We start from the raw sequence: 19,796 nt of genomic DNA, 5'->3' as shown, positions 1-19,796 counted from the left end.
CCAATTTTTCGGTCAACGCATGTGGTGAGGGATGATTTTCATGATTACAGCAGTCCAAGGTCTCCATGACAAGCTCGTAGCCATGAGTCAACCGGATTCTGACGGTGTATATCGTCAGGGGAGTGAAAAAAGAGCTCAACGATCCGAGTTCGTACTGAATGCTTTGCGCACTCTGTGGAAACACGCAACGGACGAGATACCTTTTGACATACCGGATAGCGGGGTCGGTCTTGCCGCCGTGGGGTCTCTGGCGAGAAAACAGCTCGGTCCGAGTTCTGACCTGGATCTGGTCTTGATCGTGGATACCCATTCCCTCAACGACGAACAGGTCTCGCAATTGGCTGACAAGCTCTGGTACCCACTGTGGGATTCGGGTTTGGACCTTGATCATTCGGTAAGAACCCGGGCACAATGCGAATCTGTTACCGATCATGATCTTCCTGCCGCAATGGGATGGCTGAACGTGCTTCCTGTTGCAGGGGATACGGATCTTATTGCTGACATAGCTTCTTCAATTCTTGACAGATGGAGAAAGGCAGCGAGGAAGCGCCTTCCAGAGCTCGTCGAGTCCGCAACTACGCGTCTCGATAGATTCGGTCGTCTGGCGTATATCAATCAACCAGATATCAAGGAGGCCCGTGGCGGGCTTCGAGATGCCGTTCTCGTCTCTGCACTTACGGCTACATGGCTTGCTGACAGACCTCACGGAAGATACGATGCCGCAGTTGAACGCCTGCTTGATGTACGCGATAGCATTCATCTGATTGCCAACCGTGATACTGATATGCTGCTCCACCAGTACCAGCCCAAGGTAGCAAAGATGCTTGGATTGGCGGATCCCACGCTTCCCGAGGAATCGCGCGATATCGTCGCCATAGACGATTTGCAGACGGTCCTTGCGGCCTTGGGCCGCCGCATTGCACTATCTCTTGACATGACTTCGTCAAATGCTCAGCACTCGTTAATTCATGAGAAGCCACGCTTCACCTTCTTTCGTGGCAGACGCGGGGCGCCCAGATTTGATGTCGTTGCTCATGGGGTGGCAACCCATGAGCAGGAAATCGTTCTTGCGATTGGCGAAAATCCGGTTCGTGATCGTTCCATCGCTCTTCGCGTGGCAGTCGCAGCCGCTGAGTTCAATCTGCCAATCTCCGTGGCAACCCTCTTGAATATTCGGCGGTCGCCTATACAGGATCATGCATGGACCGAAGAGGAGCGCGAATTGTTCGTTCGTCTGCTCGCATCTGGCCCAACGCTTATGCGTATCTGGGAAGAGATCGACTACGTTGATGTTCCTGGACGCTTGGTGCCGGAATGGCTGGGTGTTCGTAATCGTCCAAGCGCATCGGATGCCCATCGATACACCATTGACAGACACATGGTTGAGGTCGCTTCACGCTTGGACAGACAGACGCACAGCGGCGGCAGATATGACGATGATCATTATGCGGCTCTGCTGTTGGCCGGCATTTTTCATGATATTGGCAAGCGTCAGGGAATCCTTGACCATTCGATTGAAGGTGCGCGGCACGTGCCGATTATCCTCAGCCGCATCGGATATGCGCAGAACATAGTCGCTATGGCCACCCTGCTTGTTCGCGAGCATCTGACGCTATCCCAGTATGCGACGACCAAGAATCCACACGACACGGTGGTGATTGAGGATCTTGCGAATCGCATTCGTCGAGATCCTGTGCTGCTTGACATGCTTTATGATCTGACTAAGGCAGACGGATCCTCACTCGGAGCAACGGCGAACGAAGCCATTACAAAACGTTATGGCTGGTCTTCGTGGAGAGCATCGATTGTGGAAAACATGTATCAGGCTGTGCGCAGAGCGATAGTGCGGACGCAACAGCCTGCCTAGCGAGTTGCATGAGGGGTGATGGCGCGCTCGATCCACACCTCACCTTGTGCGCGTATGCCATTGCTTATCGCTCGAATGCCAATGAAGAACACATTGATCGCTGCCCATAGCATGGCGATTCTCCATGTGGCATTGGGCCAGTCCAATGAAGTCAAACCCCAAAGCGCAAGCACATAGACCACTGAGGTGAGCGTGCAGGTTGCCGCGAGATACCGATAATCCTCTGCGCCAATAAGAATCCCATCAAGCGCCCACATCCATCCACAGAGCGGCAGAAACACGGCCTGCACAACCATGCCGACCATAATCAGATGCTGGATCTGCGCATCAGGGCTAAACAATCCTGTGGCGGTGAACCCCAGCAGCGCCATCATGCCTCCGGTGAATACTCCCATCCACATGCCAGCTGTGCCTGAGGCATGCACCATGAATCGCGTCTCCTTGCGGTGCTTCGCGCCGAGAGCCGTGGCTACGAGTGATTGACCCGAAATGCCTATCGCGTCAAGCACATTCAGCGCGAGGTTCCATGTGGCGTTGACACCTTGATAGGCGGCTAGAACCTGCTGACCCATCTTTGCGGCGGCAACGACGGTCACGAACAGCGATACGCGCAGGGCAAGAGTTCGAATGAACAATGGCAGCCCGTCGCTTGCACTTGATGCTATACCTGTAATACGCGGTAACCAGCTAGCGCCTTCCTTGACCACCCACATCGCAGCAGGCACTATGAGCATGATGCTCATGACCCACTGTGCAATCAGCGTGGCAATGCCAGATCCCAGAATGCCCCAATGGAGTATGACAACGAACACGATATCGAGAACCGTGTTGATGATGGCTCCCGTTATTGCTGCAATCAGCGTGATACGAACCTTCTGAAGACCACGGAAGATTCCATTTGCGGCATATACGAGCAGCATTCCCGGAAGTCCGAACACCACGGCATTCACATATATTGTTGCCTGACGGAGCACCTGACCTTGAGCTCCCATGAATGCGCATATCTGCCGGCTGAACAGAAAAATGCCGAGGGAGACGATAACTCCAATGATCAGCGCGAGCCACATGCCATCAACGCCGGCTTCGAGTCCCTGGCGCTTTCGGCCAGCTCCGATGAGCCTCGCTACCTGTGAGGTAGTGCCATATGCCAGGAACACGCATAGTCCAACGGTGGTGAGGATGATGGTGGAACCTATGGAAAGTCCAGCGAGTGCTGCACCTCCCACATGGCCGACAACGGCTGTATCGATAAGGATGAAGGCTGGTTCGGCAATCAACTGCCCGAAAGTGGGAATTGCGAGTGCGGCGATGTGCAGATATGGGGATTGCTGATGTCCGGCCGCCATGTCCTCATCGTGATGTGTCACAGCCATGGGATTGCCCCTTCCGACTCGTTTGGGTTGCGCCAAAGATGGTACAGGCTTTCTCAGACCATTGAACAATGGTATAAGAAAAGGATCACGGCATGTGCAGTGAAGTCGTGCTGTGTGTGAAGCATGAATGCGATCAACTGCACGTATGATGAGGGGCTCATTGTGCAATAACGAGTGTTGCGATGTGCAAATGAATGGGACGAAACGATGAAAGAAAAATTACATAGCACTCTTCTAGGAAAAAAAGAAGCGAGCAACGCAATATCAATCTTATCCCCCGGCTATCCACAAAGTTATACCCACCGTGTGGATAACTTTGTGAATTATCCCCATAAACACGCCTAAATTGTGGATAACTTATTTTTTTATCCACAATTAATGAACACGAGGTGATGAAACGGTGCCGAATTGGTGAACTGAAGTTGAAAAAATGCTGAAAATGCAGAATAGAGAATGCATGAGTAACAGCGCAACACCTTGTGAATGAGCGTCCTTTCATTCATGTACCTTGAGAATTAATCATCAGATCGTGCGTGACTCCATGTGCAATGGGTGAGAGGGGATCAATGAATACTGAAAAATTCTTCCACTATTTGAGCTGGGTAGCCACAACGACGGCAATACTGATGTATGTCTCGTACATTCCACAAATTGCGAACAACCTGGCAGGCGACAAGGGAAGCCCTGTTCAACCGCTTGTTGCTGCATTCAACTGTACACTTTGGGTGACGTACGCATTGCTGAAGAAACCTCGTGATTTGCCGATTGCCATTGCAAATGCACCAGGAATACTCTTTGGTCTCATAGCATTCTTCACGGCCCTGTGATCCAGATTCGAACGGATAGGGGCGTGGCGCTCCATCAATGATGCCCTACTGACAAGGGCACATCGTAGAATCATCGCTATGAGTTCTTCCGGCTTTCCCGATTCATCGCGCAACAATGATTCAAACACCAGTATCGCCCTGCCTTCTGGCGATGCTTTGTTTGACCGCATTCCGCCGCATGATGATGAAGCTGAGATGGCTGTGCTGGGTGGAATGCTCATGAGCAAGGATGCCATTGGCGAGGTCAGTCAGCTGATTGACGTTTCCGATTTTTATCAACCAAAGCATCAGACCATTTACGAAGCGGTCATTTCACTCTTCTCGACCTCGCAGCCAGTCGATGCCGTGCTTGTCGCGAATCAGCTGCTCAAGGACGGCAACCTTGACAAGGTTGGTGGCACGGACTATTTGCATTCATTGGTTGCATCCGTTCCGACTGCAGCAAACGCCACATATTATGCCGAAATCGTGCATCAGCGCGCCATTCTTCGTAACGTGATTACAGCGGGAACGAAAATTGCGCAGCTTGGCTATTCGGCAGAGGGATCGCAGGCTGAAGACATCGTCAATTTGGCGCAGTCCGAAGTCTACGAGATGAGTGTGGGCAAGGTTCGTCAGGATTATTCAGCCATAGGACCGGTGGTCCACGATGCTCTCGACCAGCTCGACAAACTCCAGAACGGTGATCTGCAGCGCGGTGTGCCAACGGGCTTTCGCGATATGGATGACGTGACCCAGGGGCTTCAACCTGGCCAGATGATCGTCGTCGCAGGTCGACCTGCCATGGGAAAGTCCACGCTGGGGGTCGATTTTGCGCGCTCGGCAGCGCTCCATCATCACATGGCAACCGTCATATTCTCGCTCGAGATGAGCAAGACCGAGCTGGCGCAGCGCATTATCTCGGCAGAAACGAACATTCCTCTCGTGGCCCTGCGTCGTGCCGATGACATCACACCAGAACGTTGGAATACGCTCAATCGCTTCTGGAGCACCTTGGATGAGTCGCCACTGTTCATTGATGATTCGCCGAACATGAGCCTGATGGAAATTCGAGCCAAATGTCGCCGCCTTAAACAGACCAACGATCTTAAACTTGTGGTCATCGATTATCTGCAGCTGATGAGTTCAGGCAAGCGAGTCGAATCGCGTCAGCAGGAGGTTTCGGAGTTCTCGCGTGCCTTGAAGCTTCTGGCGAAGGAGCTGAATCTGCCTGTAGTCGCACTCAGTCAGCTGAATCGTGGCCCAGAAATGAGAAACGATCGCAAGCCAATGCTTGCGGATTTGCGCGAATCCGGTTCCATCGAGCAGGATGCCGACGTGGTGCTCCTCGTTCATCGCCCGGACTTCTACGACAAGGAAGACCGACCTGGTGAGGCTGACATCATCATGGCAAAGCACCGTAATGGCCCGACCGACACCTTCCACCTTGCATTCCTCGGAGCAACCTCCAAATTCAAGGACATGCCCCAGGATTATCAGCAAGATGGTGTGTAGGCAGCATCAGGGGACTGCCTACACATCTGCTTGGTGCATTGGGTGTGTATTATGGCGTGGAAACACAATGCGCCGATAGGGGCAATGTTCACAACGAGCTTGCGATGTGCGCAGCAACGCAGCCGGCCGTGATCACGTACGCGCGCGACCGACGCGCGGCACATAGGCACACAAGACTTTTGGGAACGACGTAAAGCAGTTGGTACACATGATTCGAGCAAATGTATCTGGTGGTAATGAATGACTTCAGCATTAAGCAAGGGTAGATCCGCAAAACCGTGGTATTCGTTCTTGATCCCGATTCTTGGCAAGAGCATCCGAGCGTTGTCCCGCTTGACTCGTCACGGTGGCAGCGCCTTCCCCGGCAAGGTCATTGAGGCCTGCGATCCGGATTTTCTCGCCAGAACATTGGCCCAGCTGCCGGATGGAGTCGTCTTGGTTTCAGGAACCAACGGCAAGACCACGACGACGCGTATGGTCTCTTCGATTCTCGAAACACTGGGAATGAAGGTATTCACCAATCCAACCGGTTCGAATTTCACGAGGGGAGTGGTCTCTGCTCTGCTGGACAAGGTTGATGTCAAAGGCAACATCGATGCCGATATTGCCGTACTTGAACTTGACGAAGCCTATGCGGTGCACTTTGTACATCAGGTTGAACCAAGATATGCACTGTTGCTGAACGTCATGCGCGATCAACTCGATAGATTCGGTGAAATCGACAACACGGCCAAGTTACTCGGTGAAGTTGCCAAACATACCACCGGCACGGTGGTGCTCAATCGTGAGGATCCTCGCATCGCCGCCCTGTCCAAGCTGGTTCCCGAGGGCGTGCAGTGCGCTTACTTCGGTCTTGCTCCTGCAATGCGCTCATATTTCCCAGATGACGACAACATGCATGATGACATCGCAGACAACGATCCTGCAAGGGAATCGGGCAAGGGGTCAGTCGACAATCCGGCAGCCCTGCTGCAAGTGTCGTCAGCTGCCACGACCGATGCTTCAGTCGATGGTTCGCAGTCCTCCAACCTGGAGCTTCACGCTGACGTCACTCTCAATGGTCTGATTGATCACGGAGCCATCTTCGATATTTTCGGTGCGGTATTTTCAACGACCGTTAAGCTCGAGGGCGTATACAACCTCTTCAATGCGGCTGCCGCTCTCACCCTCATCGGTCGGGTCATCAAGAATTCATCGTTCGCAAGTGCTGGCAAGACGATCGATGCGCAGTCGATGGTAACGGCTCTTTCGCATGTGACGCCTGCCTTTGGCCGTGGCGAGATCATAGATTTCCATGGCACCCCGATCGAACTTGTGCTGGTAAAGAATCCCATGGGCTTCAGACTCGCACTGGCCTCGTTCAACCCAACGGGCCATGACACGATGATCGTCATCAATGACGATTTTGCTGACGGACGTGACATGAGCTGGCTCTGGGACGTCGATTTCACCACCCTGCGCGAGACCGGTGTGGCTGTTGTTTCCGGCGTTCGAGCTTGGGACATGGCCTTGCGCCTCGATTATGACCAGGTTCATGTGGGGGCCACGGAAACAAACCCTTCAACAGCCCTCGAAGCTTTCCTGGCAGTGAACCCAAGTCATCCGAAGCGTATTTTCTGCACATATACGGCTATGCTGAAGATCCGAACACTGATCTCGCATCTCACTGAGGTGGCGGATGCAGGTCTCTAACATACACACGATGCACGTATCGAATGCACCGCGTCGGCGATGCACCACAATCAACGCAGGACATATCACGAGCCACGATAGGGAAGGATGCAACGTATGGCTGAGGTAATTGACGTACTCTCGCTCTATCCAAAAGACATGAACATCTATGGTGATTCCGGCAATCTGCTTACCGTGGAACGTCGCTTGAGCCTGTATGGCTTCGAACCAAGGATTCACTACTACAACCAGGGCGATGCATGGCCTGATCACGTCGATATGATTCTCGGCGGTGGCGGCCAGGACGAAGGGCAGCGCAAGATCATTCGTGACCTATGCAAGCGTGCGGAACTTCTCAGGGGTCTTGCGCACCAAGGGGTCCCCATGCTGATGATTTGCGGCCTGTATCAGCTCTTCGGCGAGTATTTCCAGCCCATCGAAGGCGATAGACTGCCGGGAATCTGTGTGCTAGGTGTCCACACAATCGGCGAAAAGCTGCGGCTCATAGGCAATCTGGTCGAGCATTCGGAACAATTCGGTGCAGTCGTGGGCTATGAGAATCACTCCGGGCAGACTTTTCTGCATGAGGGTACCAAGCCTTTGGGTGAGGTCGATTCGATCAACATGGGCAACAACGGCGCTGATCGCACCGAGGGAGCCATCAACAACAATGTCATAGGCACATACATGCATGGCTCATTGCTGCCAAAGAATCCTGGAATCGCTGATTTCCTCATATCGAAGGCCTGTATGTTTCGCTACGGCACCTATGCGCCTCATCCAAGCGACAAGGGCAAGGCCGAGTTGAAGCGTCTGGATGCCTTGGCGCAACATGCCAAGACCGTTGCCATGCATCGGCCACGCTAGAGTCATCGAATCCTCGCAATCGCCATGCGAGATGATGCGCAGTCAGCTAGGGGCAAGATATACGCACAGTTAAACTCCAGGATAATTGCGTCTGACAGAGTAGAGTTGAAAGAACGCAGACAATCAGGGCAGACGACTGTTCCCAACAGTTTTTGCATTGTTTGCTCGTGCTCATCCGATGCACGACTTTCAACAGGTAAGGAGAATGTCATGGCCACTCAAGATCTAGGTGATGGACTGCGCAAAGTGTTGCTCGCAGGCGTTGGGGCATTGGCTACTGGAATCGAAAAGAGCCAAGCAATCGTTGATGACCTTGCGCGCAAGGGGGAAATAACCGTTGAGCAGGGAAAGCAGCTCAACTCTGAGTTGAAGCGTACCTTCAGGGAAAATACCGGCGCTGGCGCGCGCTCCGCTGCAGCGGATCGAGTGGATGCGCAGAAGGTTTCCGAAGAAACTCCCTCCGAGCAGGCAGATGAAGGTTCGACGGGAGACCCAGACGACCTCGGCAACAACGTCGACGCACTCTGATTGAGCGCTGTAGGCTCTGTGAGGGCGGTATACATCAATGGTTTCAGGCGATAAGAACTCTGCTGGCAGTGCGTCTGCCGATGGCACAGGAGACTTTCGACAACGCACGCGTACACAGAAAATAGGTCTGTTCGGCGGTTTGTCTGACAGCGCCGAGGGGGAGACCCTTCGTGCCAGCAGGCATGGCCGGTTGCATAGGCTGTTCCAGATTGCCAGAATTGCCAGTAAATTCGACATTCTTCACGGCGTGACTCCGACGAATTTGCGGCTGATGCTCGAAGCCCTGGGGCCGACGTTTGTGAAGGTTGGGCAGATACTATCCATGCGTTCTGAGATTCTGCCCGAGGCTTTCCGCAAGGAACTCTCAAAGTTGAGGGCCGATGCGGATCCGATGCCCTATGATACGGTCATCAGCACCCTCACCAATGAATATGGCAGACCGATTGACACTATTTTCTCGACGATTGACCCGACTCCGCTCGGTTCGGCATCATTGGCTCAGGTTCATCGTGCACGGCTGCTGACCGGAGAGGATGTGGCAGTCAAGGTTCAGCGTCCTGGTGTCAAGGAAACCATGGCACAGGATGTTGAGATCATGCGTTCCTTCGCGGGCTATGCCACCAGGTTTACGCAGAGCGCCCAGATACTTGATCTTCGCGGTGTGGTCGAAGAATTGTGGGACACCTTCCAGGATGAGACCGACTTCTTGATGGAGGCGCGTAATCTGAGAGATTTCCGCCGCTTCTGCGCTCCTTATGCATACATGGATTGCCCAAGCCCCTATATCAATCTTTGCACGCAGCATGTGGTCGTGATGGACTATGTGGATGGCATCTCAGTGTCTCATCCACAGGAACTCATCGATGCCGGCTACAGCCTCAGCGACATCGGCGAGAAACTTGTCGATAATTACGCAGCTCAGATTCTTGATGAAGGCTTCTTCCATGCTGACCCTCACCCGGGCAATATCATCATCAATGGCGGGCGCATTGTGCTCATTGACTTAGGGATGACCGGACGAGTCAACAAGAGTTCCCGATCTGCCCTCAAGGAAATGATTTTCGCTGTCGCGAAGCGCGATTCACCCGCACTGGCGAAGGGATTGCTCCGCTTCACTTCAAGCGCCGACAAGGTGAAGGACGATTATCCACTGCTGCTCGATGATCTGGATTCGGTCATCGATGAATTTGGAACGGTGAATCTTGCCGACCTCAATATCGGTGAATTCTTCAATGCGATCATGCAGTTGGCGCGCAGACATTCCATTGCCGTACCCAGCTCGGTCACGACCGTTGCTCGAGGGCTGGTCACGCTTGAAGGCACGGTTGACGAGTTTCTTCCCGATGTGAACATGATAGAGATCATCTCGCGTCATATCGCGGCATCTCAGGGCACCATGGCAAGCATCAAAAACGAAACCATGCAATTGGGCAGAGAGAGCGGCAAGGCCCTGCACGGTGTGCTGGGCGCATTGGCTGATGCAAAAACCGTTTCCACCATGCTTTCGCGTGGCCAACTTCGTATCAATATGGAGTTGGTCGGCTCAGAGCAGCCATTGCAGCAGCTTTCAGACATGGTCAACCGCATCACCATGGCATTGATTGTGGTCGGCTTGTATGTCGGTTCATCGATCGTGTATTTTGCCGGAATCAAGCCCGTCATACTGGGCATTCCTGTGATCGGTCTGATGGGATATGTGGTTGCATTCCTGCTTTCCGTGTGGATCGTCATCGATATCTTTCGCAAGAACAGAGCGATACGTAAGCATGCCTCACGCATGTGAGATGACGGATCATGCGTGTCGTCTCGACGACGCTTCGCCGTATCTTTCGGATTGCAAGATAATAAAGCTCTCATTAACCCTGATATGAAGCCAATCTTGAGTTTGCTACAAAAGATTGCTATAACGCTACACGGAAAAATTATAGTCAAAGTTACACAGATTCTCATTTCTTCGGTTACATTAAAGTCTGTAATTGAGCCGAGTCGGGAGTGAGTTCGCTCCACATGCTGTGGAGCCTGACCCCGCATTCGGATCTAGAAGAAGGAGATCGATCATGTCACTCACAGGAAAGCGCATGCGTTCCTATCGCAAAGCATATGTTGCCGGTGCAGCCATTCTTGCTGCCGCCTCAATGCTACTTGCGGGCTGCGGCGAAGCGCCGACTGCATCAACGGCAAGCGGAAGCAGCTCAAGCACTTCCGTCAATCCAGATATTGATGTAAGCGCGTACACAAAGATTATCGACTCCGGTACCACAGCTGATTCTTCAACGGTAGATGCAAACACCTGGGCGGCAGCTGTGAAGAAGGCTGGAGTTCTCAAGGTCGGCGGAACGAAGACATCAACGCTGTTTTCGTTGCAGTCCACAAGCGACAACAAGGTTCGCGGATTCGATGCGGGTCTTTCTCAGCTCCTTGCCAAGTACATCATCGGCAAGGCGAATACCCAACTGACTGTGGTTGATTCCTCGACGCGTGAGAGCGTGTTGCAAAATGGCACGGTGAATTCCGTGTTCGCGACCTACTCCATCACCAGTGAACGCAAGCAGAAAGTTGATTTTGCTGGCCCGTACTATGTGTCTCAGACTGGCATTCTGGTCAAGAAGAGCAATTCCGACATCAAGAGTGTGAAGGATCTGGAAGGCAAGAAGGTTGGCGTTCAGGAGGGTTCGACCGGTGCGGATATTGTTGCAAAGAACGCTCCGAAGGCAAGTGTCGAACAGTTCCAGACCGATACTGAAATCACTCAGGCGTTGCGTCAGGGGCGTATTGATGCCTATGTTGTCGACGAGAGCCTTCTTCTCGGTGATGTCGTGAAGAATCCCAACGATTTCAAGATTGTCGGCAAGCCATTCGGCGACAAGGATCCTTATGGCATCGGTCTGCCAAAGGGTTCTGACGCGACGAAGTTCGTCAATGCATGGTTGAAGAAGATCGAAGCTGACGGTACCTGGGCAAAGCTCTGGAAGGTCACGATCGGTGATCGTACGGGCGTGACTGATGTTCCAACGCCTCCGACAATCGATTAGTCCTTCGTGCATGATGCCTTGCTTTCGAGGCATCATGCAGGTGTGACACTATTTCTGTCTAATTAACATAGTTAATACCCAAGCTGCAACTTCCGAGTGGTAGCTTGGGTACATTATCTTGCACACGATATGTTTCATCAGGTTGCATTTGGGAGGACATGTGAAACAGCTGATTAGCGATTACGGTTGGCAGTTTATTGCGAGTTATGGTGTTTCACTGCGCATATCGTGCATCGCATTCGTACTGGGGCTGTTGCTTGGCACAGTGCTCACAGTCGGCCGAATCAGCCCTATCCCGCCACTTCGCGAAGCGATCAACATATATGTCGAAACATTTAGAAACATTCCTGTTCTGGCTTTGCTGGTGTTCATCGTCTATGCACTTCCGGATCTGGGGCTGGTCATTGACTATGAACCGTGTGTCATTATCTCATTGATACTGGTATCTTCCGCCTTCACCTGCGACAATCTCAGAACCGGCATCAATACCATTGATGCCCAGCAGATCCAGGCGGCGCGTGCCCTTGGTTTGAATTTCTCCACAATCGTGACCTCCATCATTCTTCCCCAGGCGCTTTCCTCGGTGATCCAGCCCATGGTCACGCTGTTCATTTCTGTGGTCATCAGCTCATCAACGGGTTCTCTTGTGCCGCTGGCTCACGAGGAGTTGACCGGGTTGGTCACAGAGATCAACAATAAGGAGGCAATGGGTGTGGTGACCTTCTTCCTTGCGTCTATTCTCTATGTGTTGACGGGGCTGATCATCGCATTCGTTGGACGTCGGCTTGAAAAGAGGTACGCACTATGGCGATGAGCAGAACAGAGGCGGCTCTTTTCGAGGCAACTGGTCCCAAGGCACGCCGTAGAATCATGTGTGGAACCATCATCAGCATCGTGGCCCTCATCGCCCTTGGGGTTTGGATTGTGTATCGCTTCTATACCAAGGGTCAGCTCGAACCACAGTACTGGTACTTTTTTTCGCAGCTCAATGTCTGGGAGTTCATTGGCGCTGGCTTGGTCGGCACTATTCGTGCGGCAATCGGATCTGGCATCATTTCGCTGATCATGGGTCTGGTACTCATGTTCGGCCGGATATCGAAGATCGCCCCGGTTCGCTGGCTCGCCACTACGATTATTGAGTTCCTGCGCGGAACACCGACGCTGCTGTTCATATATTTCATGTTTCTGGTGCCTGCTCAATTGGGTTTGCATATCAGCACCTATTGGATGGTGGTCATCCCGACTTCGGCCTATGCGTCTGCAGTGCTTGCCGAGGTATATCGCTCAGGCGTTGCGGCTGTGCCATTTGGACAGAAGGAGGCCGGCCTTTCGCTCGGATTTACGCGTGCCCAGAACTTTAGATACATCATCTTGCCGCAGACCATGCGTATCGTGACTCCTGCGTTGGTGGCGCAGCTCGTCGTCGTGGTGAAAGACACCACGTTCGGCTATGTCGTCACCTATCCAGAGCTGATGGTGAATGCAAAGGTGATCATAGCCAACTTTGATTCCCTGGTTCCGGTCTATCTTGTGGTCTCCATCATCTATGTGCTGGTGAACTATGCAATCTCGAAGTGTGCTAACTGGCTTTCGCACCGTCAGAATGTCAAATTTGGCGTCTGATGAATCGAGATTGTGAGTGTTGTGGCAATTGCACAGTAGTAGGGCGAGTTTTTGGCTTGTTTCCATTCCAAATTTCAAGAATTTGAGCTTCGATACTGTGTAATTGCCACAACACTCACAATCGCGTGAATGCTGCCTCCATTTTCACTTCCCATTGACACTCAGAGTCAGCATCGTAGGTTGACAACGGTCACACCAGTATGATTGGTGTCTGACAGTGGCATGAAGCTTACGGTTCTGCTTACTGACCATCGAATCTGTTTGAAAGGGGAGTTGAGAAAATGGGGTTTTCGAAAATAGCGAAGTCCTTGGCTCTGCTAGGCGCTGCCTCTGGGGCAGCGGTCTGGGCTTGGATGCCTCGCAACGCACAAGGCCGAAAAGATGCATATGTTTCTTCAATACCTGGTTCCTTCGGCTCAGGTTCACAGTACCGCGATGACGACATCATTCCAGATATTCCATATGCGCACCGAGGTTTGCATGATGCAGGTTCAGGATTGACGACAAAATATGCACCAACCAGCGGCGCCTATATCGGCCTCGCGCGCTCCATGGCCGCCAAGGCTGGATTTGGCAATGAAAGCTCCGACTTTCCCATTGCGCCAGAGAACTCACTTGCAGCATTCGCAGCAGCATGCGAGGCTGGATATGGCATTGAACTCGATCTGCAGCTGACTCGAGATGGACGAGTTGTTGTGGTTCATGATGCCAACATCCGGCGAGTGACCGGAGTAGATGCGCAGGTCGCAGATTTGACCTACAGGGAATTGTGTGAGATTCCTCTCTTTCCGGCACCAGCCAAGCCGGGGGATGCCAAGGCGATTCCGATTGAAGATGATGCTGGAATAAGGGATGAGCCGACTGGCATCAGTCATGAGGACTTCCAGCATGTTCCGCTGTTTACGGATGTGCTCGAGCTCGTTGACGGGCGTGTTCCGCTGATCATCGAATACAAGATGGGTGAGGCATTCGACGAGCCGTTGATGGAAGCCGGACACGAAATCCTTGAGGATTATCGAGGGCCCTATGTCATTGAGTCCTTCCACCCTGAAGCCGTTGAATGGTATCGCAACAACGATCCGCAAGTATGCCGCGGTCAGCTCTCCAGCGAGTTGGGGCGTCCGATCAAGAGTGTTGTTGACGGCAAGCAGTGGCTGCTCGCCAAGTTGCTGCTGAATTGGAAGGGACGTCCCGACTTCATTGCGTATGATTGGCAGGGTGGCGATTCATTCCAGCTCAAAGCCGCAGTTAAGCTCGGAGCCATTCCTGTTTCGTGGACAATCCGGAGTGAGGAAGAACTGGAAGAATCAGCTCCGAATTTTGATAGATTCATATTCGAAGCCTTCGTTCCCGAAGCATAGAAGTACCAGATCGCTGGCTGATTTTCATTGTATCCGGCATCATCACTGCCATTTCCTGGGAACCGCCCAGGGCTAGACCGTGGGCGGTTATAGGTACAAAAGTGGGGTTATAGGCACAAAAGTGTGTCCGCTCGTTACCAGGTGAATATTGCGCGTGTTGCGCTTGGGAAGTCATTTTTCGAGCAAATTCAAGTGAAAAGCGACTTACAAAGCACAACGCGCACAACATCTGTCCCCAACATAACCTCACTGTGATCTAGCCGTGGCCTCAAGTGGCCTCAAGTGACCTAGCCGTGGCCTCACTGTGACCTCATCATGAATTCAACATGAATGCTTGCTGACATCGACCATGCCGACCATCCATAACTGTTACTACAGATATGGGTTCGGAAGAAACATGAGTAGTTCCGTTCTCGTCCAGAATCCGTTTCCCATGGAAACAGCAAGATGGAAGGGTATGCATGTCGACCTCAGCACCGCAGTCAGCAGGTCAGAATAGCAGTATTCGCAGCCAGCAGATACCAGTCGAGAAGCCAGAGCCACCGCATAGGTCTCAGACACAGCGCAGGTCGCAACGAACGCCAATCACACAGTACTGGTATTTTCTTCCAGCAAGCATCGTGTTTTGCATCTTTGTGGCATATCCGCTGTTCCAGACTTTGAGACTTTCGCTCTCAGGAACGGATCTCTTCGGCAGTGCTGACACATTCGTTGGTGTGCGCAATTTCGTGAGGTTGTTCACCAACCCTGATTTTGTCAAGATTCTCATTAACACCGCGCTCTTTGCCCTATATACGGTCGTTCCTACGATAGCCATTTCCCTGGTGATTTCACTCATGCTGAATCGTGAATCACTGGTCAATCGAGTATTTCGCACGGTGTTCGCGCTTCCCTTTGCGTATTCGGTCTCAGCAGCCTCAATCGTCTTCTCTGCGTTCTTCAATCCAGCGACGGGACTCTTCAACGAAGTCATCAAGCAGTTCGGCGGTTCAGGAGTTGGCTGGTTGACGGATCAACGCTTCGCCTTGCTGTCCATTGCACTCACCACCGTCTGGATGAACATCGGATATAACATCCTCGTCCTGCTCGCGGGGCTTGGTTCCGTTCCCGAAGATATTGTCGAGGCAGCTCGGCTTGACGGTGCCTCTGGTCTGCGTCTTCAGCATTACATCATGATTCCGCTGATCCGCCCCCAGCTGTTCTTCCTGATCGTCACGGGCACCATCCAGTCCCTCGAAAGCTTCGGTCAGATTCATGTGCTGACCAAGGGTGGCCCGGCATCCTCAAGTACCACGCTTGTCTATGACATCTATCTTCACGGGTTTGCAAACAATAACTCCAACTTCGGTTATGCATCAGCCGAGGCGCTTGTGCTGATTCTGGTGGTCGCCATCATCACGATCATCCAATTTGGTGGCATGGGCAGAAAGGTTGATGTGGCATGAATCTCAATCGAGTCTCGATCCTCGTCAAGCGCACATTCGGCATTCTGATACTATTGCTGCTCGCCTGTATCGTGGCGTTCCCCGTGTATTACTCTTTCATGGGCTCGCTGATGAAGAATGCCGATATTGTGAGCAGCCCTCCACGAATATGGCCAGAACATGGACTCACATGGTCGAATATCGTGACGGCGGTGCATCTGATTCCGCTCGGCAGACAATATCTGAACTCGTTCGGGTCAACCTTGGCGATAACTTTCTCTCAGATTCTCACTTCGCTTCTCGCGGGATATGCGCTCGCGATCATGCGGGTTCGGGGTGCAAAGATCTGGTTCGCGCTGTTTCTCGGTACCATGATGATTCCTGGAGAGGCAATCATCATTCCCAACTATCTGACGATTGCCTCGCTTGGCCTGCGCAACTCATTCATAGCCTTGGTGTTGCCATACCTGGCCAGCGGATTCGGGATTTTCATGATGTATACCTTCCTCAGGCAGTTCCCCATGGAACTTGTTGAGGCAGCTCGACTGGATGGCTGTTCCCACTTGCGAATTCTGTGGTCGATTGTGTTGCCACTGAGTAGGCCAGCCGCCGCTTCGCTCGCAATCTATACCTTCCTGACTCACTGGAATGGCTTTCTATGGCCGCTGCTTGTGGCGGAGACACCGCAGATGCAGACCATTCAGATTGGCATAACGCAGTTGCAGTCGCCCGACGATTTCAATCCAGGACTCACCATGGCTGGGGCGGTCATGGCAGTGGTACCAACCGTTATCATCGTCGCGCTCTGCCAGCGTCAGATCGTCCGCGGACTCACCGCGGGGTCGAGTCGATGACACAATTCGCCGTGCGCAGCGAGTTCAGCAACGATATCAATCAGGATTTTTCCGCAATAAAAAACAAGGAGAAGGAAATGAAAAATGGATTCAAAACAGCGTTGGCTGTGGTTGCAGTCCTCGGAACGCTCATCAGCGCAGGGTGTGGCTCTGCAAGCGCTGCAGGGACTGCAACCAAGAATGCAGGTCCGCAGACGGTCACCTTCTGGCATTCGATGTCAGGAACGAACGGACAGGTGCTTGACAAGCTCATTGCAAAGTTCAACAAGACCAACAAGGACAAGATCACCGTCAAGGCCCTCTACCAGGGTGCGTACGATGATGCGATTACTAAATACAAGTCAGCAGTGCAATCCAAATCCACTCCAACCTTGATGCAAGTCTACGATGTCGGCTCTCGATTCATGATGGATTCAGGCACCGTCACTCCGATGCAGAACTTCATTGATGCAGATAATTATGATGTGTCTGACTTGCAGCCGAACGTCGCAGGATATTACAAGGTTGACGGCAAACTCTATTCCATGCCATTCAATTCTTCCATGCCGGTGATCTACTACAACAAGACCATGTTCAGGCAAGCCGGACTCGATCCAGACAAGGCACCGACGACGCTTGCAGAGGTCAAGGCTGATGCCGAGAAGCTTTCGCAGAAGAATGGTGGCCCCGCACAATACGGATTCAATGCAGCTGTGTATGGCTGGTTCGTCGAGCAGGAGATCGCTGCGAATGGCCAGCTCTATTGCTCGCCTCAGAACGGAAGAGGTTCGAAACGTGCGGATGATTTCACTTTCAACAATTCCTCGGCGACGACATTCCTCACTTGGTGGAAGGGCATGATTGATTCCGGTATCTCGGGCAACACCGGCACGGATACCGACGATGCAGACAGTGCATTCGAGTCAGGAAAGGTGGGCATCACCTTCGAATCCACGGCGGGTTTGAGCGGCATCATGGCCGCTGCAAAGACCAAGGGCTTCGAGGTTGGCGTAGGCAACTATCCAAAGATCAAGAAGAACAATTCTGGCCCAATCATCGGAGGAGCCTCACTCTGGATCTCCAAGCTTGGCCATTCCTCTGCCCAGCAGGAGGCCGCCTGGAAGTTCATCAAGTTCCTCTCCGAGCCGGAGAATCAGGCAACGTGGCACACTGGCACCGGTTACTTCCCAACTTCAAAGAAGGCCCTGAATACAGAGACCGACAAGGCATGGAGAAAGCAATATCCACAGTTTGATGTTGCCGTGAAGCAGCTCGAAAGCACCAAGCTGACAGCTGCAACGCAGGGCTGCTCGGCAGGTGTGATGCCACAGGCTCGCAAGGCCGTTGAGGATGGCATCGAGAAGGTCTTCGCGGGTGCAGATGCCAAAACGGCATTGACATCAGAGGTCAAGGGGCTGCAATCCGACGTGCAGGATTACAACAGCTCTGTTGAGTAGTTGAAACTGTGAACTTCTCACTCGCTGATTGGGCAAGAAGTTCATATGTGTGTTGGTTTGTTCTCATGTGTTGATGTGCGCTGTGAGTTGGAACATGAAGTTGGGGTGTGTTTTCGAAAAAGCTTGCGAAAACACACCCCAACAGTTATTTCCAAAACGAGAATGTGAATTTTGTGGCCGATTATGAGAAGAATCGCATAAAAGCTCAAAAATCTAACGGTATTTCAACGATTCTGACTGCCCATTTTCCACATGAGGCAACAAAACTCGGCAGCTCAACACAATCAGTCGATGACGCCGTACAATCTGTCGCCTGCATCGCCCAGGCCAGGCACAATGTAAGCCTTGTCGTTCAGCTTCTCGTCGACCGCGCACACAACGACCTTGAAATCGATGGAAGGGTCGATGTCGCGCTTCAAGCGTTCCAAACCTTCTGGAGCGGCCAGAATATTGATGGCAGTGACATCCTTGGCACCATGCTCGGCAAGATAATGCGTTGCGGCAACAAGTGTGCCACCGGTTGCCAGCATTGGATCAAGCAGGAAGCACTGACGCCCAGAAAGATCTTCAGGCAGGCGGTTGGCATAGGTGATGATGTCAAGGGTGCTTTCATCGCGCTTCATGCCCAAGAAACCAACTTCGGCAGTAGGAACAAGGCGAGTCATGCCATCGAGCATGCCCAGTCCCGCTCGCAGGACCGGCACGACCATAGGGCGCGGCGTGCTGAGTTTCTTCCCAACCATAGGCGCAACCGGGGTCTCGATCGGATAATCCGAAACACTCAGATTTCGTGTTGCTTCATATGCTTCCAGCATGACCAGCTCGCTGACGAGCTCGCGGAAGGTATTGGATGGTGTTTTCTTATCCCTCAGCACAGTGAGCTTATGCTCAATCAGAGGATGTTCTAATACATGGAGTTCCATACTGCTAAGCCTAACCCCTTGAACATCAAAATCGCAGAAATGTGGTGTTATTGGTATGTTTCATCACATTGCCTATAGCCTGGGGATTGGAAGCCGGGCTATATGCAAGAAAGTGTGTCTGTTTTTGGTTGTGAGGTGTTGTGGTTGTAAGGCTCAAGGGGTGATTGTGTTTGGTGCGGTTGAATACGCGCCTGGCAAGAAAGTGTGTCTGATATTGGCTTTCATCCCTTGTGGGAGTATAGCTGAGTCTGGTTTGTGTTTGCTGGTTTCATGGGGGTGATGACCAGAGCCTCGTGTGCTTCCTGCAATCATCCGATGAAACGTAATGGCACCACGAGCGCGGGCATGATCTGATAGCGCTGCCTGCCATCTCGACCGTCCCCACTTCACTTGTGTCATTCCGAGCGTCCCCACCGCCCCTTGTCATCTCGAGCGAGCGGAGCGAGTCGAGAGATCTCATCCTTGTGAGCATCAGTGGAGATCCCTCGACTCGCTCCGCTCGCTCGGGATGACGGG

General features: G+C 52.5%; 16 protein-coding genes. 14 read left to right on the top strand and 2 right to left on the bottom strand.

The window, feature by feature from the left end:
* Nucleotides 1–40: 40 nt before the first annotated feature.
* Nucleotides 41–1,867: a [protein-PII] uridylyltransferase family protein gene (locus tag BAQU_RS07350; RefSeq protein ID WP_094694311.1), complete on the top strand. Its 1,827-nt coding sequence runs from the start codon at nt 41–43 to the stop codon at nt 1,865–1,867.
* On the opposite strand, the gene BAQU_RS07345 is transcribed toward BAQU_RS07350, so the two are convergent.
* The gene (locus BAQU_RS07345) at nt 1,864–3,240 is read right to left on the bottom strand and encodes an MATE family efflux transporter (protein WP_094694254.1); all 1,377 of its coding nucleotides are present in this window, start codon (nt 3,238–3,240) and stop codon (nt 1,864–1,866) included. The genes BAQU_RS07350 and BAQU_RS07345 overlap by 4 nt on opposite strands.
* A 566-nt stretch (nt 3,241–3,806) precedes the next feature.
* On the opposite strand from BAQU_RS07345, the gene BAQU_RS07340 reads away from it, so the two are divergent.
* The 13 genes from BAQU_RS07340 (at nt 3,807) to BAQU_RS07280 (ending at nt 18,357) form a co-directional block, all read left to right on the top strand.
* The gene (locus tag BAQU_RS07340; protein WP_094694252.1) at nt 3,807–4,067 is read left to right on the top strand and encodes a SemiSWEET family transporter; all 261 of its coding nucleotides are present in this window, start codon (nt 3,807–3,809) and stop codon (nt 4,065–4,067) included.
* Between the two features lie 78 nt (nt 4,068–4,145).
* Nucleotides 4,146–5,561 carry a replicative DNA helicase gene (gene dnaB / locus BAQU_RS07335; RefSeq protein WP_211277140.1) on the top strand — a complete coding sequence of 472 codons (1,416 nt, stop codon included), beginning with the start codon at nt 4,146–4,148 and terminating at the stop codon, nt 5,559–5,561.
* Between the two features lie 240 nt (nt 5,562–5,801).
* A complete protein-coding gene (locus BAQU_RS07330) occupies nt 5,802–7,253 on the top strand; it encodes a Mur ligase family protein (protein ID WP_094694250.1) in 1,452 nt (483 codons plus the stop codon).
* 96 nt (nt 7,254–7,349) lie between these two features.
* Nucleotides 7,350–8,099 (top strand): type 1 glutamine amidotransferase, encoded by a 750-nt coding sequence (locus BAQU_RS07325; RefSeq protein WP_094694248.1) that lies wholly within the window; start codon nt 7,350–7,352, stop codon nt 8,097–8,099.
* A 210-nt stretch (nt 8,100–8,309) separates the two neighbouring features.
* Nucleotides 8,310–8,627: a phasin family protein gene (locus BAQU_RS07320; protein WP_094694246.1), complete on the top strand. Its 318-nt coding sequence runs from the start codon at nt 8,310–8,312 to the stop codon at nt 8,625–8,627.
* Nucleotides 8,628–8,664: 37 nt separating this feature from the next.
* The gene (locus tag BAQU_RS07315; RefSeq protein ID WP_094694244.1) at nt 8,665–10,410 is read left to right on the top strand and encodes an ABC1 kinase family protein; all 1,746 of its coding nucleotides are present in this window, start codon (nt 8,665–8,667) and stop codon (nt 10,408–10,410) included.
* A gap of 274 nt (nt 10,411–10,684) precedes the next feature.
* Nucleotides 10,685–11,659: a glutamate ABC transporter substrate-binding protein gene (locus tag BAQU_RS07310; RefSeq protein WP_094694242.1), complete on the top strand. Its 975-nt coding sequence runs from the start codon at nt 10,685–10,687 to the stop codon at nt 11,657–11,659.
* 160 nt (nt 11,660–11,819) lie between these two features.
* Nucleotides 11,820–12,473 carry an amino acid ABC transporter permease gene (locus BAQU_RS07305; RefSeq protein ID WP_211277139.1) on the top strand — a complete coding sequence of 218 codons (654 nt, stop codon included), beginning with the start codon at nt 11,820–11,822 and terminating at the stop codon, nt 12,471–12,473.
* Nucleotides 12,470–13,282 (top strand): amino acid ABC transporter permease, encoded by an 813-nt coding sequence (locus BAQU_RS07300; protein ID WP_094694307.1) that lies wholly within the window; start codon nt 12,470–12,472, stop codon nt 13,280–13,282. The genes BAQU_RS07305 and BAQU_RS07300 overlap by 4 nt, the downstream gene beginning before the upstream one ends.
* A 281-nt stretch (nt 13,283–13,563) precedes the next feature.
* The gene (locus BAQU_RS07295) at nt 13,564–14,643 is read left to right on the top strand and encodes a glycerophosphodiester phosphodiesterase family protein (protein WP_094694238.1); all 1,080 of its coding nucleotides are present in this window, start codon (nt 13,564–13,566) and stop codon (nt 14,641–14,643) included.
* Between the two features lie 461 nt (nt 14,644–15,104).
* Nucleotides 15,105–16,088, top strand: a complete 984-nt coding sequence (locus BAQU_RS07290) for a carbohydrate ABC transporter permease (protein ID WP_094694236.1) — start codon at nt 15,105–15,107, stop codon at nt 16,086–16,088.
* Entirely contained in the window at nt 16,085–16,921 is an 837-nt protein-coding gene (locus tag BAQU_RS07285) for a carbohydrate ABC transporter permease (RefSeq protein WP_094694234.1), read from the top strand. Before BAQU_RS07290 ends, BAQU_RS07285 begins: the two co-directional genes overlap by 4 nt.
* 77 nt (nt 16,922–16,998) lie before the next feature.
* Complete coding sequence (locus BAQU_RS07280; RefSeq protein ID WP_094694305.1) at nt 16,999–18,357, top strand: ABC transporter substrate-binding protein; 1,359 nt, start codon at nt 16,999–17,001, stop codon at nt 18,355–18,357.
* 284 nt (nt 18,358–18,641) lie between these two features.
* On the opposite strand, the gene upp is transcribed toward BAQU_RS07280, so the two are convergent.
* Nucleotides 18,642–19,280: a uracil phosphoribosyltransferase gene (gene upp / locus BAQU_RS07275; RefSeq protein ID WP_094694232.1), complete on the bottom strand. Its 639-nt coding sequence runs from the start codon at nt 19,278–19,280 to the stop codon at nt 18,642–18,644.
* Between the last annotated feature and the right edge of the window lie 516 nt (nt 19,281–19,796).

This window comes from Bifidobacterium aquikefiri (assembly GCF_002259795.1).
Lineage (GTDB): Bacteria > Actinomycetota > Actinomycetes > Actinomycetales > Bifidobacteriaceae > Bombiscardovia > Bombiscardovia aquikefiri.
This window is presented reverse-complemented; position numbering and strand designations above follow the sequence as displayed.